This is a genomic window from Bradyrhizobium sp. 25ACV (assembly GCF_054863005.1).
Window position 1 is genome coordinate 380,846 of sequence record NZ_JAVAYO010000005.1, and the last position, 15,818, is coordinate 396,663.

General features: G+C 64.6%; 15 protein-coding genes. 7 read left to right on the forward strand and 8 right to left on the reverse strand.

The annotated features are described in order from the left end of the window. Positions 1–136: 136 nt before the first annotated feature. Positions 137–1,495 carry a peptidoglycan-binding protein gene (locus RAD04_RS14600; RefSeq protein WP_461624322.1) on the reverse strand — a complete coding sequence of 453 codons (1,359 nt, stop codon included), beginning with the start codon at positions 1,493–1,495 and terminating at the stop codon, positions 137–139. Positions 1,496–1,743: 248 nt separating this feature from the next. On the opposite strand from RAD04_RS14600, the gene RAD04_RS14605 reads away from it, so the two are divergent. Continuing rightward, entirely contained in the window at positions 1,744–2,547 is an 804-nt protein-coding gene (locus RAD04_RS14605) for a HesA/MoeB/ThiF family protein (RefSeq protein WP_461624323.1), read from the forward strand. A gap of 9 nt (positions 2,548–2,556) precedes the next feature. Here the strand turns inward: RAD04_RS14605 and RAD04_RS14610 are convergent, their stop codons facing one another. After that, positions 2,557–3,564 (reverse strand): aldo/keto reductase, encoded by a 1,008-nt coding sequence (locus RAD04_RS14610; RefSeq protein WP_461624324.1) that lies wholly within the window; start codon positions 3,562–3,564, stop codon positions 2,557–2,559. A gap of 119 nt (positions 3,565–3,683) precedes the next feature. Between RAD04_RS14610 and RAD04_RS14615 the strand changes: the two genes are divergently transcribed. Further along, the gene (locus RAD04_RS14615; RefSeq protein ID WP_461624325.1) at positions 3,684–4,595 is read left to right on the forward strand and encodes a LysR family transcriptional regulator; all 912 of its coding nucleotides are present in this window, start codon (positions 3,684–3,686) and stop codon (positions 4,593–4,595) included. A gap of 3 nt (positions 4,596–4,598) precedes the next feature. On the opposite strand, the gene RAD04_RS14620 is transcribed toward RAD04_RS14615, so the two are convergent. Continuing rightward, entirely contained in the window at positions 4,599–5,600 is a 1,002-nt protein-coding gene (locus RAD04_RS14620) for a 2-hydroxyacid dehydrogenase (RefSeq protein WP_091962243.1), read from the reverse strand. A 341-nt stretch (positions 5,601–5,941) separates the two neighbouring features. Between RAD04_RS14620 and RAD04_RS14625 the strand changes: the two genes are divergently transcribed. After that, positions 5,942–6,472 carry an SH3 domain-containing protein gene (locus RAD04_RS14625; RefSeq protein WP_018323403.1) on the forward strand — a complete coding sequence of 177 codons (531 nt, stop codon included), beginning with the start codon at positions 5,942–5,944 and terminating at the stop codon, positions 6,470–6,472. 170 nt (positions 6,473–6,642) lie between these two features. On the opposite strand, the gene irrA is transcribed toward RAD04_RS14625, so the two are convergent. After that, positions 6,643–7,134: an iron response transcriptional regulator IrrA gene (gene irrA / locus RAD04_RS14630; protein ID WP_014490952.1), complete on the reverse strand. Its 492-nt coding sequence runs from the start codon at positions 7,132–7,134 to the stop codon at positions 6,643–6,645. Between the two features lie 353 nt (positions 7,135–7,487). Between irrA and fabA the strand changes: the two genes are divergently transcribed. The 3 genes from fabA (at position 7,488) to fabI (ending at position 10,207) form a co-directional block, all read left to right on the forward strand. Next, complete coding sequence (fabA, locus tag RAD04_RS14635; protein ID WP_091962240.1) at positions 7,488–8,009, forward strand: bifunctional 3-hydroxydecanoyl-ACP dehydratase/trans-2-decenoyl-ACP isomerase; 522 nt, start codon at positions 7,488–7,490, stop codon at positions 8,007–8,009. A gap of 39 nt (positions 8,010–8,048) precedes the next feature. Beyond that, positions 8,049–9,272, forward strand: coding sequence for a beta-ketoacyl-ACP synthase I (gene fabB, locus RAD04_RS14640; RefSeq protein ID WP_461616375.1), 1,224 nt, complete (start codon positions 8,049–8,051; stop codon positions 9,270–9,272). 137 nt (positions 9,273–9,409) lie between these two features. Beyond that, positions 9,410–10,207, forward strand: a complete 798-nt coding sequence (gene fabI, locus RAD04_RS14645) for an enoyl-ACP reductase FabI (protein ID WP_461624326.1) — start codon at positions 9,410–9,412, stop codon at positions 10,205–10,207. A 113-nt stretch (positions 10,208–10,320) separates the two neighbouring features. On the opposite strand, the gene RAD04_RS14650 is transcribed toward fabI, so the two are convergent. From RAD04_RS14650 to RAD04_RS14665, 4 genes are all read right to left on the reverse strand, one after another. Then, a complete protein-coding gene (locus tag RAD04_RS14650; RefSeq protein ID WP_461624327.1) occupies positions 10,321–10,917 on the reverse strand; it encodes a glutathione S-transferase family protein in 597 nt (198 codons plus the stop codon). Between the two features lie 134 nt (positions 10,918–11,051). Then, positions 11,052–11,981 (reverse strand): hypothetical protein, encoded by a 930-nt coding sequence (locus tag RAD04_RS14655; RefSeq protein ID WP_461624328.1) that lies wholly within the window; start codon positions 11,979–11,981, stop codon positions 11,052–11,054. Next, positions 11,963–12,418: a GNAT family N-acetyltransferase gene (locus RAD04_RS14660; RefSeq protein ID WP_461624329.1), complete on the reverse strand. Its 456-nt coding sequence runs from the start codon at positions 12,416–12,418 to the stop codon at positions 11,963–11,965. The genes RAD04_RS14655 and RAD04_RS14660 overlap by 19 nt, the downstream gene beginning before the upstream one ends. A 7-nt stretch (positions 12,419–12,425) precedes the next feature. Beyond that, positions 12,426–13,352, reverse strand: coding sequence for a LysR substrate-binding domain-containing protein (locus tag RAD04_RS14665; protein WP_461624330.1), 927 nt, complete (start codon positions 13,350–13,352; stop codon positions 12,426–12,428). A gap of 114 nt (positions 13,353–13,466) precedes the next feature. Between RAD04_RS14665 and katG the strand changes: the two genes are divergently transcribed. Then, the gene (katG, locus tag RAD04_RS14670) at positions 13,467–15,632 is read left to right on the forward strand and encodes a catalase/peroxidase HPI (protein ID WP_461624331.1); all 2,166 of its coding nucleotides are present in this window, start codon (positions 13,467–13,469) and stop codon (positions 15,630–15,632) included. Positions 15,633–15,818 lie beyond the last annotated feature (186 nt).

Below are 15,818 nucleotides of genomic sequence, written 5' to 3' on the forward strand. Positions count from 1 at the left end.
GCCGGCGAATCCGTACCATTACTGGACCAGTAGTCGTACGTGTGATGATGCTCGCGGCTCAGTTGAGCTCGTGTCCAGGACAAAGCGCAGCACGACGCGCCGCACCGCGTCCGGGACACGCGAGTTGGCGTTAAACCTACTTCCGCACGCAGATCACGCGCACGACGGCGGCTTTCGCGTCGGTCGAGGTGCCGTTCGCTGTGACTTCGTTCGCCTTGAGGAAATCGCGCACCGTTTCCGCGGACGCCATCACCGCCTGTGACGCTGGCACCGATGTCGCGGGTCCCGCGACCATCGCCGGCTTCAACAGCGCAATGCCGGCGAACTTGCCGTCGCCATCGATCGCCGGACCACCTGATAACCCGACCGCCGGCGGTGGGGACAGCATGGAATCGCTGCTCGGGACCGGCGCCAGTGCGGCCTTGGTGCTCGACACGCCGGCCGCGCCGCCCTGGCTCTGCGGATCGGCGATGCCGACGACATCCACGTTCGTATTGGCCGCGCCGCCAGTAAGGCTGAGCGGCTTCAGGCCGCGCGCACCGTAGATATGCAGCAGTGCAAGACCGCGCTCCTTGTCCTCGGCGAGGCGATCGGCGCTGCCATAACCGGCGATCGTGATGGCGAGGCAGCTGTCGGTGACGAGCCGGTCCGTGACGATCGCGCCGTCGTCGCTGACAACGAGGCCGGTGCCGTACTCGACGGTCTTGCGCGGCGGCGGCCCGGCTTGCGGTCCGGACGGAAACGCGTTGAACGCGCTCGACATCGCGATCACGACCGGCTCGACCGTGTTCTCAGTCGCCTGGTCGTACAGGATCGTCATGGTGCGGACCTCGTCACCTCTAAAGGTGCCGCGGACGTAAAATTTCTTCAGGCCCTGCAAGCCCGACAGGACGAAGAAATCGGGCTTCACCACGGTGTAGTCGACCTTCCGGCCGGACGGCTCCTTCTCCAGCTCCGCGAGTTTTGCCGCGGTCGGGTTCGCCTCCTTGCGGCGGCTGAGCAGCACCTGCACGGTTCCGGTCGCCGAGGTCCATTTCGAGCCGTTGGCGTCGCTTGCCTGCTGCGGCACCAGTTTCGAGGGGATGCCGAGCCGGGCGCCGCTGGTCGGCTCCGTCACGATCTTCCAGCCGACGCCGTCCTGCTTCTTTCGCGCCGTCTCGGCCAGCGCAGCGCGCTCCTGCGGATTGAGCACGCCGGTCGGCTTGCCGCCCTTGGCCTTCTGGTATTCCTTGATGGCGTTGACCAGGCGCGCGCTGACGTCGCCGGTGATGGCGCCGTTGTACTGGCCGACCCAGGCGAGGTCGGATTGCAGCGACAGCCGCTCCGCCTGCGCCATCGCATCCGCCGTCGCCGATGGCGTCTGCGTGGCCGGAGGCCGGATCGGCACGGTCTGGACCGGCTTCGGCTTGGTACCGGGGATCTGCGGTGTGGTCATCTGGGCGTGCGCGCCTGTGGCAGCCGCAAACATCAAGGTTGCCGCAAGCATCGATCTCATGACAAATCCAACCAGCCCATTGAACGCAATGCCATTCAAGCACATCTCGTTGGTCGCGAACAATGTTGGGCTGGTTCAGGCCTAAGGTCGAGCCGCGTACGCAGGTCCTCATTCTGAGGAGCGGCCTCAGGGCCGCGTCTCGAAGGATGGCCGCGGCGAGATCAGGGCCTGCATGGTTCGAGACGGCGCTTTGCGCCTCCTCACCATGAGGAGTGAAAGCGGCGGCTTGGTAGGAGAGGCGTACGACGATGCTGAGCCCGGACGAACTCGAACGCTATGCCCGCCATATCGTGTTGCGCGACGTCGGCGGACCGGGCCAGGCGGCGCTGAAGCGCGCTTCCGCCCTGGTGATCGGCGCCGGCGGGCTAGGCGCGCCGGCGCTGATGTATCTGGCCGCCGCCGGTATCGGCACGCTCGGCGTGGTCGATGACGACGTGGTGTCGCTGTCCAACCTGCAGCGCCAGGTGATCCACACCACGCCCGATATCGGCCGGCACAAGGTCGAGAGCGCGGCCGAGCGGATTGCGGCGCTCAATCCGCATGTTCGTTTCGTCGGCCACGCCACCTGGCTGAATGCCGACAATGCGCTCAGCCTGATCGGCGACTACGACCTCGTGCTCGACGGCTCCGATAATTTCTCGACGCGCTATCTGGTCTCGGACGCCTGCTTCTTCGCGAAGCGGCCGCTGATCACGGCGGCGCTCGGCACCTTCGACGGCTCGCTCACCACCATCCGCGCGCACGAGACCAACGAGCGGGGCGAATTCAATCCGACCTATCGCTGCCTGTTTCCGGAAGCGCCGCCGCCGGGTACCGTTCCTGCCTGCGCGGAAGCCGGCGTCATGGGTGCGCTGGCGGGCGTGCTGGGATCGATGATGGCGATGGAGGCGATCCGCGAGATCGTCGGCTTCGGCGACGGCCTCGTCGGCCGCCTCCTGATGATCGATGCGCGCGCGATGCGCTTCGAGACGCTGCGCTATTCGCGCGATCCGGCCAATCCGCTCAACGGCGACGGGCCCGTGGTCACCGACCTCAGCGCCCATCGCACTTGATTTGCCCCGTTACGCCGTGGCGGGCTTCTCGCTATCGAGATGGGCCATCTGCTCGGCGGCATAGCGCGTGCCGGCGGCAACGTTGGGCGGAAACGCCTTTGCCAATGCCGCGAGATGCGTCTGTGTCAGCGTCACCTTCGTCGCGCCGAGCGCTTCGCTGAGACGATTGCGCGTACGCGCGCCCACGAGCGGGATGATCTCCTTGCCCTGCGCCGCCACCCAGGCGATTGCGACCTGCGCCGGTGTTGCGCCGATTTCGGCGGCGATGGCACGCAGGGACGCCACCAGCGCCAGATTGGCGTCGAGGTTCGCGCCCTGGAAGCGCGGCGTCATCAGCCGGTAGTCGCGACCCACCTTGCCGCTGTCCTTCGACCAATGGCCGCTGATCAGGCCGCGCGCCAGCACGCCGTAGGCGGTGATGCCAATGCCGAGCTCGCGGCAGGTCTTGAGGATGTCGCGCTCGATGCCGCGCTCGATCAGCGAATATTCGATCTGGAGATCGGCGATCGGATGCACCGCATGCGCGCGGCGGATGGTGTCGGAGCCGACCTCGGACAGGCCGATATGCCTGACGTAGCCGGTCTTCACGAGATCGGCGAGGCCGCCGATCGTCTCTTCGATGGGAACGTTGGGGTCGAGCCGCGCCGGGCGGTAGATGTCGATATAGTCGGTGCCGAGCCGCTGCAGCGAATAAGCGAGGAAATTCTTGGTCGCGGCCGGGCGACAATCCATGCCGGTGAATTCACCGGCGGGGCCGCGCAGCGCGCCGAACTTCACGCTGATCTGCACCTTGTCGCGCGCCACTTCCTTCAGCGCATCGCGGATCAGCATTTCATTGTGGCCCATGGCGTAGAAATCGCCGGTGTCGAGCAGCGTGATGCCGGCGTCGAGGGCCGCATGGACCGTGGCGATGCTCTCGCCGCGATCGGCCGGGCCGTAGGCGTCAGACATGGCCATGCAGCCGAGACCAAGGGCAGAGACGCTGGGGCCGGTTGAACCGAGTTTGTGCTGTTCCATGGTGGCTCTCCTCGAAAGGCGGCAGGCTGATCGCGCCGCGTGACGAGGGTGGATATGCGCCTGGTCCATTGCGCCGATAAGCTGGACAATGCCGAATGGCTTGTTCATCCTATCGAACAATGACTGAGCCTGATCTGCGCGATCTCGACGTCTTCGTGGCGGTCGCCCGCGCCCGGAATTTCCGGCGGGCGGCGGTCGAAATTCGCGTGTCGGTGTCGAGCCTTAGCCAGCGCCTACGCGACCTCGAGGAGCGCCTCGGCGTCCGCCTGATGAACCGCACCACCCGCAGCGTCGCCCTGACCGAGGCGGGCGAGCTGCTGCTGTCGCGGGTGGCACCTGCGCTGCGCGATGTCGGCGATGCCCTGGCGGAGGTGCGGGGCCTGCGCGAGGTCGCCTCCGGCCGCCTGCGCATCAACGCGCCGCCCCCGGCCGTCGATCTCGTGCTGGCGCCGATGGTCGGGCCGTTTCTTGGCGTCCATCCGCAGGTCGATCTCGACGTCGTGTCCGAAAGCGGTTTCGTCGACATCGTCAGCGCCGGATATGATGCCGGCGTGCGCTATGGCGAGCATCTCGCGCAGGACATGGTGGCGATCCCGCTGAGCGGTCCGCAGCACTATGTCGTCGTCGCCTCGCCCGATTATGTCGCACGCCGCGGCGAGCCGAAGCATCCGAAGGATCTGCTCGATCATGATTGCATCCGCGCGCGCTACTCGAGCGGCGTGATGCATGATTGGGAGTTCGAGAAGGCCGGCCAGATCGTGAAGGTCGATCCGCCGGCCAAGCTGATCTCGACCAACATGAACCTTGCGATGCAGGCCGCGCTCGCCGGCGCGGGCATCTGGGCAAGCCTCGATGGCTATGTCGGCGATGCCTTGAAGTCCGGCGCGCTGATCAGCCTGATGGAAGATTGGTGCGAGCCGTTTCCCGGACCGTTCCTGTATTACCCGAGCCGGCGCCAGACGCCGCCCGCGCTACGCGCCTTCATCGATTTCGTCGCCGACTGGCGCAAGCGCGAGGCGCGCGGGAAATAAACCTCAGAGCATGCTCGGCAGCACGCGATCCGGCGGCTTGTGGGCGTCGAGGAAGGTGCGGATGTTGATGATCACCTTCTCGCCCATCTCGACGCGGCCTTCGATCGTGGCCGAGCCCATATGCGGCAGCAGCGCCACCTTGCCGGCCTTGGCGAGCCGCACCAGCTTCGGGTTGACCGCGGGCTCGTGCTCGTAGACGTCGAGACCGGCGCCGCCGATCTCGCCACCTTCGATCAGCTTGATCAGCGTGTCCTCGTCGGTCACCTCGCCGCGCGCGGTGTTGACGATATAGGCGTCCTTGCGGATCAGCTTCAGCCGCCGCGCCGAGAGCAGATGATAGGTCGCCGGCGTGTGCGGACAATTCACCGAGATGATGTCCATCCGCGCCAGCATCTGGTCGAGGCTTTCCCAATAGGTCGCGCCAAGCTCCTCGGCGATCTTCGGCGCCACGGGACGGCGGTTGTGATAGTGGATCTGCAGGCCGAAGGCGCGGGCGCGGCGCGCCACCGCCTGGCCGATGCGGCCCATGCCGATGATGCCGAGCCGCTTGCCGCCGATGCGGTGGCCGAGCATCCAGGTCGGCGACCAGCCCGGCCAGGGTTTTCCTTCGGTCAGGATCGAGGCGCCTTCGATCATCCGCCTGGGCACGGCGAGGATCAGCGCCATGGTCATGTCGGCGGTGTCCTCGGTCAGGACCTTCGGCGTGTTGGTGACGGTGATGCCGCGGGCATGCGCGGCCTCGACGTCGATATTATCGACGCCGTTGCCGAAATTGGCGATCAGCCGCAGCTTGCAGTCGGGCTGGTTGATGATGTCGGCGCTGATATGGTCGGTGACGGTCGGAACCAGCACGTCGGCGGTGCGTGCGGCTTCCGCGATCTGGTCGGCGGACATCGGCGTGTCCTCGAGATTGATCCGCGCGTCGAACAATTCGCGCATCCGCGTCTCGATCGAATCCGGCAGCTTGCGCGTCACCACGACGAGGGGCTTTTTCTTCACCGACATGTCCTGCTCTCATGAGGCGTCGCAAGCCGCCTCTGTCGCCAAAGGCCGGTCGTTGAGGTCTCATTAACCCGGTTGTTCGACACTGCCCTTGCCGTGTCCGTCCCCGGCGTTTCCTTCAAGCTCTCCCGATATTTCCGGCCGGAAAATCGGGGCAAACTGGTTGTTCAAGTGCCCGTCCTCTCTAGCAGAAGGCCGGGCCAAGACAAGAACCACGGGTCAAGGCTTCAAGAAGCCCGGTTTGGGGAACACCCGCGTGGGGCGGGTCAGGGGATTGCGCGGCGGGTTTTGGAATTTGGGGTGAGGACCGGGCTCGGGCCGGGTCTTCGACAGGAGACGGGTTGATGGCGTTGGGGCGTTTTTGTTCGGTGATGGCGCTCGTTTGCACCTGGTTGAGCGCTTCGGTCGGCCCCTCGCATTCGGCCAAGGATACGACGCCCCAGACCGCCAGCGGCCTGCCGGTGCCGCGCTATGTCAGCCTCAAATCGGACCACGTGAACGTCCGCGCCGGCCCGACCAAGGACAATGACGTGGCCTGGGTCTACACCCGTTCGGGCCTGCCGGTGGAAATCACCGCCGAGTTCGAGAATTGGCGCCGGGTGCGCGATTCCGAAGGCGCCGAGGGCTGGGTCTATCACTCGCTGCTGTCGGGCCGCCGCACCGCGGTCGTCACCATGAAGCACAAGGACGACCTCGCCCCGATTTACGATCGTGCCGATCTCGACAGCGCGGTTGCAGCAAGACTCCAGGCCGGCGTCGTCACGCAGGTGAAGAAGTGCGCTGCAAACTGGTGCCGCGTCACCGGCAACGGTTTCGACGGCTGGATCCAGCAGGAGCGCCTCTGGGGCGTATATTCGGACGAGCAGGTGAATTGACCGAAGGGTCATCCCGGGGCGATGCGCAGCATCGAACCCGGGATCTCGAGATTCCCCGGTGCGCAATTGCGCGCCTGAGGTCTGGTGCTGGCGCACCATCCCGGAATGACGGCCTAAAACGACAATGGCCGGGACGAGCCCGGCCATGACGATCGCATCAGCAAATTAGTTCAGCGCTTCTTGCGCAGGCGCACGACCATGTCGATGCGCGCGATCTCGTAACCCTCCGGCACCTCCGGCATCTTGGACAGCGCCAGATGCGGATCCTCGATGTCGACCAGCTCATGGCTGTTCTCGAGGTAGTAGTGATGGTGGGTGGTGACGTTGGTGTCGAAATAGGTCTTGGTGCCGTCGACGCTGACCTGACGGAGCAGGCCGGCATCGGTGAGCTGGTTCAGCGTGTTGTAGACGGTCGCCAGCGACACCGGAACCTTGGCCAGTGTGGCTTCCTCGTAGAGCATTTCAGCCGTGAGGTGGCGAGCACCTTTGCCGAACAACAGCCAGCCCAGTGCCATGCGCTGACGCGTCGGACGGAGCCCGGCGGACTGGAGCATTTCGTTGACGTCGTGCCAGGGGCAGCCGGTCAGAGCCGGCTGGCGGCCGGACAGCAGGGCCGCGGAGTGGACGTCGTCGTCGTGATGGGGCGCAGTATTCTCGCTCATTTCCAGATTTCGGGCACGCGTGAACAATATCTCTCCGCAATATAAGAACAGAAAGATGCAGATGCAAGTTTCTCGCAACTAGAGAGGTTCTAATCAGGCTTGGAACCGGGCCGGGATCGCGTCATTTTACCTTCATGGTTGCGCTTTGCTACCCGAAATAGCCTGTGTTAGAGAGCGCCCGGTTCCGCTTAGCCGATTTTGGCGCAGCCGGGCATCGAAGCCCGGTCCGTAGTCCAACCGGAGCGTGCGGGCGCAGCGCCTGACGGTGGCAATTGGCGCTGCTCTCCGACCGAGACGGGGCCCATTTTCGCCAAAAAGCGCCGCTCAATCGGAATTCAAACAGAGGCTCGTGCATGCTGAACAGGCGCAACGGTTACGAATACGAAGATCTGCTGGCCTGCGGCCGCGGCGAGATGTTCGGCCCGGGCAATGCCCAGCTGCCGTTGCCGCCGATGCTGATGTTCGACCGCATCACGGACATCAGCGACAATGGCGGCGAGTTCGGCAAGGGGGTGGTGCGCGCCGAGCTCGACGTGAAGCCCGACCTCTGGTTCTTCGGCTGCCACTTCAAGAACGATCCGGTGATGCCCGGCTGCCTCGGCCTCGACGCGCTGTGGCAAATGGTCGGCTTTTACCTGGGCTGGACCGGGGGCGAAGGTCGTGGTCGCGCGCTTGGCCTGAACGAGCTGAAGTTCAGCGGCCAGGTGCTGCCCGAGGCCCGCAAGGTTGTGTACAACGTCGATATCAAACGCGTGATGCGTTCAAAGCTGGTGCTCGGCATCGCCGACGGGTGGCTTTCGGTCGATGACCAGATTATTTATCGCGCCAAGGACTTGAAGGTTGGCCTGTTCAAGCAGGGCACGAGCCTGGGCTGAGCGCATCACCAAGACAACAACGATTAAGGCGAGGCTGTCATGAGGCGGGTTGTGGTCACCGGGATGGGCATCGTCTCATCGATCGGAAACAACACCCAGGAAGTGCTTGCGAGCCTTCACGAGGCGAAGTCAGGCATTTCGCGGGCTGAGAAATATGCCGAGCTCGGCTTCCGTTCACAGGTAGCGGGCGCGCCGACGCTTGATCCTGCGACGGTGGTCGACCGCCGCGCGATGCGTTTCCTCGGTCAGGGCGCGGCATGGAATCACGTCGCGATGGAGCAGGCGATCCAGGACTCCGGCCTGTCGCCTGACGAAGTTTCCAACATCCGCACCGGCATCATCATGGGCTCCGGTGGCCCCTCCGCCCGCACCATCGTCGAATCCGCCGACATCACCCGCACCAAGGGACCGAAGCGCGTCGGACCGTTTGCAGTGCCGAAGGCGATGTCGTCCACGGCCTCTGCGACGCTTGCGACCTGGTTCAAGATCAAGGGCGTGAACTATTCGATCTCCTCGGCCTGCGCGACCTCGAACCATTGCGTCGGCAACGCCTATGAGACGATCCAGATCGGCAAGCAGGACGTCATCTTCGCCGGCGGCTGCGAGGAGCTGGACTGGTCGCTCTCCGTGCTGTTCGACGCCATGGGCGCGATGTCATCGAAGTATAACGACACGCCCGCCACGGCCTCGCGTCCCTACGACGTCAACCGCGACGGCTTCGTCATCGCCGGCGGTGCCGGCGTGCTGGTGCTGGAAGAGCTCGAACATGCCAAGGCGCGTGGCGCCCGCATTTACGGCGAGATCGTCGGCTACGGCGCGACCTCGGACGGCTACGACATGGTCGCGCCCTCAGGCGAAGGCGCCGAGCGCTGCATGCGCATGGCGATGTCGACGGTGAAGACCAAGGTCGACTACATCAATCCGCACGCGACCTCGACCCCGGCCGGCGATCCGCCGGAGATCGACGCGCTCCGCCGCGTGTTCGGAAGTGGCGAGAAGTGCCCGCCGATCTCGGCGACCAAGGCGCTGACCGGCCACTCGCTGGGCGCCACCGGCGTGCAGGAGGCGATCTACTCGCTGCTGATGATGAACAACGGCTTCATCTGCGAGAGCGCGCATATCCAGGAGCTCGATCCCGTGTTCGCCGACATGCCGATCGTGCGCAAGCGCATCGACAACGTCAAGATCGGCACCGTGCTGTCGAACTCCTTCGGCTTCGGCGGCACCAACGCCACGCTGGTGTTCAGCCGAATGGATGTGTGACGTCGTTGTTGGCGCACTGTTGATTTTCTCCTCATGGCCGGGCTTGTCCCGGCCATCCACGTCTGGGGCCCATGCTGCGAAGGGCGTGGATGCCCGCGACAACCTCGGGTACGACGAAAGCGGAAGGTGATCGAGAGATGGAAGGTTTGATGAAAGGCAAGCGCGGTCTGATCATGGGCATCGCCAATGATCATTCGATCGCCTGGGGCATGGCGAAGACGCTGCATGCGCACGGCGCCGAGCTTGCCTTTACCTTCCAGGGCGAGGCCCTCGGCAAGCGCGTCAAGCCGCTGGCGGAGCAGCTCGGCGTCGATCTGGTGCTGCCGTGCGACGTCGAGGACATCGCCAGCGTCGATGCGACCTTCGACGCGCTCCGTGAAAAATGGGGCAAGCTCGATTTCGTCATCCACGCGATCGGCTTTGCCGACAAGAACGAGCTGAAGGGCCGCTACGCCGACACCAGCCGCGAGAATTTTTCACGCACCATGGTGATCTCCTGCTTCTCGTTCACGGAGGTGGCAAAGCGCGCCGCCGAGCTGATGACCGAGGGCGGCAGCATGATCACGCTGACCTTCGGCGCTTCCGAGCGCGCGATGCCGAACTACAACGTGATGGGGGTTGCCAAGGCGGCGCTGGAAGCCTCCGTGCGCTATCTCGCCGCCGATTTCGGACCGCGCGGCATCCGCGTCAACGCGATCTCCGCGGGCCCCATCCGCACGCTTGCCGGCTCGGGCATCGGCGAGGCGCGTGCGATGTTCGCCTTCATGCAGAAGCATTCGCCGCTCCGCCGCGGCGTCACGCTCGACGAGCTCGGCGGCTCGGCGCTGTATCTGCTGTCGGATCTCTCCGGCGGCGTGACCGGCGAGATCCACTATGTCGATTCCGGCTACAACATCGTGCTGATGCCGAGGCCTGACGATTTGAAGACGGAATAGACGAAGCTGCCGCAGGGTGGGCAAAGGAGCGCAAGCGACGTGCCACCATCTCTGCGTGATCGCAATAGATACATGACGTGGGCACGCTACGCTTTGCCCACCCTACGGGAGTTCTAACCCGCCGCGATCTTCTCCGCCCGCTGGAACGCCGGACGTGCCATGCAGCGCGCGATATAGGCATCGAAGGCGGGGCGCGACGGCACCATCTTGAACAGGCGCACCGCGTAATTCAGGCCCGAGCCGATCGTGATGTCGGCGGCCGAAAACTCCTCGCCGAGAATCCACGGCCCCTTGGCAAGCGCAGCCTCCAGCACGTCGAACACCTGCGTCGCGCTGCCCCACGCTGCGGTCGAGGTCGGGATCTCGATCTTGGTGAAGATCTGGATGATGGCGGGCTCGATGCAGCCCGGCGAGAAGAACAGCCATTGCAGATAGCGGGCGCGGCGCGGATCGGTCACCGCAGGCGCAAGCTTCGTCTCGGGATAGCGGTCGGCAATGTAGGCGCAGATTGCGGCGGCTTCGCCGAGCGCGGCGTCGCCGTCGCTGAGCGCGGGAACCTTGCCCATCGGATTGATCTTCAGATAGTCCGGTGCCTTCTGGGCGCCGGTCGAGATGTCGGTCAGCACGCGTTCATAGGCAAGGCCGCTCTCTTCCATCAGCCAGAGCGTCGAGAACGAACGCGAGCGGGGTGACCAATAGAGCTTGATCATGGCGCGGAACCTTCCATCTGCGTGAGGCGGGCGAGGCTATTCATCGCGTGTCTGCTTCGAAATCGCAACGCACTACGGTTGGTCCGATGCAGCGTTCGGTCGTCAACATCTTGGTCGACGCGAATGAGTGCGTGTCAGTCTTGCTTCAGATAGCCGGGAAGCCCCCGATCGAGCCTGTCGGTGATGAGCGCCCGCGTTCTCTCGCGCAGGATCGCGCTGCTCGAAGCGGTCGCGGGCGGGTTGGGGAACTGGTCATTGTCGAGCTTGTTAAGCGGGTCTTCGGTCAGTCGCATACTTGCGGCGAAGTTCGCGCCGAAATTTACAAAGGGGCGCTTGATCTCCTCGTAGCTCCGGCCGTCGATCAGGTTGATCGAGATGTTCGCGAACAAATGCGAATGCCGGATCAGATTTCCGAGCCCTTGATTGAATGTGCCGATTCCGTTCAACATCATGCGGCTGCCCGGCAATTCTCCCTTGTACGTCGTCGCAACCAGATAGCGATCGCAGCTCACGTTCGGCGTGATGCCACGCACGATCGCTGGCAGGCGTTCGTCGGGATCGGGAATGAATCGCGATTTCGGATGATAGAACGGTTCGAAGGCGCCCTTGGGGTAGGCGATCCTGCGAACACCGGGATCGCCGCCCGTTGCCGCTTTCACGCGCGCAAACACGAGATCGTCGAGACCCCAGTCGATGGGAACTTCGGCCTCCTCGTTCTCGAAGATGGTCAGCCCGAACTTCTGGACGGAGTAGCGCTCCCCGATCACGGAGATTACACCGAGCTTGCAGGGGCCGACGTCCACCACTTGCGGCTTGTTCGCTGCCGGCTGCTTGACCTTCGGCGCAGCCTTCTTCGCAACAGGCTTGGCTGTTGCCGGGGGTGTGGCAGTTGGTGGAGCGGAGGGAGACTGGGCCCATCCGGTCGATGCACAAAGCGACGCGAACAGGGCGGCGACGGCGAGATTGCGTAACATGACTCGTGAGCGGAAGTTGCTGAGATGCAATCCGCAAACTAGAGCGTGCGGGGCGGCTCCGCAAGCAGAACCTATGACGTCTTCTGCCACCGATAATATTTCATCACGAACCCGTTCGACGGCTCGATCTCTTCCTTCTCGAATACAAAGCCTTCGCGCTCGTACCAGCGCCAGGCCTTTTCGTTCTCGCGCACGCAGCGCAGATACATCTCATCCGGCATTTGCGTGCGGGTGAAGGCGAGCAGCTTTCGCCCGAGCGATTGCCCCTGATAGGCGGGTCCGACGAAAAGCATGTCGAGATAGAGTTTCGGCACATGCAGCGCCAGCATGGCGGCGATGGTGCCGCGATCATCGGCGACGAACAGGCTCCAGCCGTTCTCGATCTCGCGCCGGATGCGCGCGCGGAGATTGGCGAGCAGAAAGTCGCTGGCCTCGCCGAGCCCGGTCGAGACCCAGCTCTCCATCCAGACGCGGCCGACCTCGTCATATTCGTCGGCGCGGGCGGGGCGGATGATCGGGTGCCACATCGGAGCCTCAGGCTCGCTGGCCGCGCACAGGCGGGCGTGCGCGCACCTTGCCGGCCGACAGGCACACCACTTCGGAGATTTGCAGCAGCTGCCGTGCCAGCGGGCTGGTCTTGCGCCAGACCATGCCGATGGTGCGGGATGGCTGCGGATCGCGGAAGCGCGCGAGCGAGACCGACGCCGATCGCGTCTCCACCGGCACCGCCATCTCCGGGATCAGCGTGACCCCGATGCCGGCGCTGACCATCTGGACCAGCGTCGACAGCGAATTGGCATCCAGCATCTCGCGCGGCGGCGCCGACTGCATGTTGCAAAACGACAGCGCCTGATCGCGGAAGCAGTGTCCCTCTTCGAGCAGCAACAGCCGCATCTCGCGCATCATCTCGCGCGATGGCGCCGGCGTCCCCTCATCCGCGCTCGGCCGGACCAGCAGGAATTTCTCCTCGAACAGGGCGACCTCGGTGAGGGAAGGCTCGGACACCGGCAGCGCCACGATGGCGGTGTCGAGCCGCCCTTCCACCAACTCCTGGATCAATCGCGGCGTCATGGTCTCGCGTACGCGGATGTCGAGCTCCGGATGCATGCGCGTGAGATTCTTGGTGATGGTGGGCAGCAGATACGGCGCGATCGTCGGGATCATGCCGATGCGCAGGCGGCCGGCGAAGCGGTCCTGCGAGGCGCGGGCGAAATCGCCGAGCTCATCAACCGAGCGCAAAATGTCGCGAACGCGTTGCGCGAGCTCCTCGCCGAACCGGGTCAGCGCCACCTGCCGGGCGCTGCGCTCCAGCAGCAGGCCGCCGAGCGCCTCCTCCAACTCCTTGATCTGCATCGACAAGGCTGGTTGCGAGATGGAGCAGGACTCAGCTGCGCGGCCGAAATGGCCGTGACGCGCCAGGGCGTCGAAATACCGGAGCTGGCGCAGCGTCAGGTTTATCATCAGAAAATCCTATCGCAGCGATCATTAAAGTCAACTTTACCTGATAAGACGCGACGCCTAGAGTGGTTCTACCTGGTCAAAGGCGCAAGTTCGACGCCACCAGAGGAGGTATTCATGGACGACACTTCGAAGTGCCCGTTTTCGGGTGGAAAACGCGTGCCAGCGAACCGCGATTGGTGGCCAACTCAGCTCAGCATCGAGATGCTGCACAAGAATTCCGGCCTGTCCGATCCGATGGGCGGCGAATTCGACTATGCCAAGGAATTCAAGACGCTCGACCTTAACGCGGTCGTCAAGGACCTGACCGCGCTGATGACGGACTCGCAGGAGTGGTGGCCCGCCGATTTCGGTCACTATGGCGGTCTCATGATCCGCATGGCCTGGCACAGCGCAGGCACCTACCGCATCACCGACGGCCGTGGCGGCGCCGGTGCCGGCCAGCAGCGTTTCGCGCCGCTGAACAGCTGGCCCGACAACGCCAACCTCGACAAGGCGCGCCGGCTGCTGTGGCCGGTCAAGCAGAAATACGGCCGCAAGCTCTCCTGGGCCGACCTGATGGTTCTCGCCGGCAACGTCGCGCTGGAATCGATGGGCTTCAAGACCTTCGGCTTCGCCGGCGGCCGCGCCGACGTCTGGGAGCCGGAAGAGCTCTATTGGGGTCCCGAAGGCACGTGGCTGGGTGATGAGCGCTACAGCGGCGAACGCCAGCTCGCCGAGCCGCTCGGCGCGGTGCAGATGGGCCTGATCTACGTCAATCCGGAAGGTCCGAACGGCAAGCCGGATCCGGTCGCTGCGGCCAAGGACATTCGCGAAACCTTCGCCCGCATGGCGATGAACGACGAAGAAACCGTCGCGCTGATCGCCGGCGGCCACTCCTTCGGCAAGACTCACGGCGCCGGCGATCCGTCGCTGGTCGGTCCGGAGCCGGAAGCGGGCGCGCTCGAGGATCAAGGCCTTGGCTGGAAGAGCAAGCACGCTTCGGGCCTCGCCGGTGATTCCATCACCAGCGGTCTCGAAGTGACCTGGACGGCGACGCCGACCAAGTGGAGCAACAACTTCTTCGAGAACCTGTTCAACTACGAATGGGAGCTTACGAAGAGCCCGGGCGGTGCGAACCAGTGGACCGCCAAGGGCGCCGACGCGATCATTCCCGATGCCTTCGACAAGTCGAAGAAGCATCGGCCGACCATGCTGACCACCGACCTCTCGCTGCGCTTCGATCCGGCCTACGAGAAGATCTCGCGTCGCTTCCTGGAGAACCCGGCTCAGTTCGCGGACGCCTTCGCCCGCGCCTGGTTCAAGCTCACCCATCGCGACATGGGTCCGATCCAGCGCTATCTCGGCCCGCTGGTGCCGAAGGAAACGCTGATCTGGCAGGATCCGATTCCGGCCGTGAATCACGAGCTGGCCAGCGAGCAGGACATCGCGGCGCTGAAGAGCAAGATCCTGGCTTCGGGTCTGTCGGTCTCCGAGCTGGTCTCGACCGCCTGGGCGTCCGCCTCGACGTTCCGCGGCTCCGACAAGCGCGGCGGCGCCAACGGCGCGCGCATCCGTCTTGCCCCGCAGAAGGATTGGGAGGTGAACCAGCCGGCTCAGCTCTCCAAGGTTCTCGGCAAGCTCGAAGCGATCCAGAAGGACTTCAACGCGTCTTCAGGCGCGAAGAAGGTCTCGCTCGCGGACCTGATCGTGCTTGGCGGTTCTGCCGCGGTCGAGAAGGCCGCCAAGGATGCCGGCGTCGACGTGAAGGTCGGCTTCACGCCGGGCCGCATGGATGCTTCGCAGGAGCAGACCGACGCTGATTCATTCGCGCCGCTGGAGCCGCGGGCCGATGGCTTCCGCAACTATGTCGGCAAGAAGCATCAGTTCCTGCAGCAGGAAGAGGCCCTCGTCGATCGCGCGCAGCTTCTGAAGCTGAGCGGGCCCGAGATGACGGTGCTCGTCGGTGGCCTGCGTGTGCTGGGTGCCAATGCGAACGGTTCGAAGCACGGCGTCTTCACGTCGAAGGTGGGCACGCTGAGCAACGACTACTTCGTCAACCTGCTCGGCATGAGCACGCAGTGGACGCCGGCTTCTGACGGCACCTACGAAGCCCGCGACCGCAAGACCAACGCGGTGAAGTGGACCGGCACGCGCGCCGACCTGATCTTCGGCGCGCACTCGCAGCTCCGCGCCTTCGCCGAGGTCTATGCTTCGTCGGACTCCAAGGAGAAGTTCGTGAAGGACTTCGCCAAGGCCTGGACCAAGGTGATGAACCTCGACCGGTACGACATCGCGGGCTGAGGTCGACTGATCTCATCTCGGGCTCGGTGCAACCTCTCCCGCTTGCGGGGGGAGGTCGCGCCGAAGGCACGGGTGGGGGCTCTCTCGACGTTGGGAGACTCTTTGCGGAAGCACCCCCACCCCAACCCTCCCCCGCAAGCGGGAGAGGGGCGCATCTCGCCCGGAGCGAACACAAACAAAAAGGGC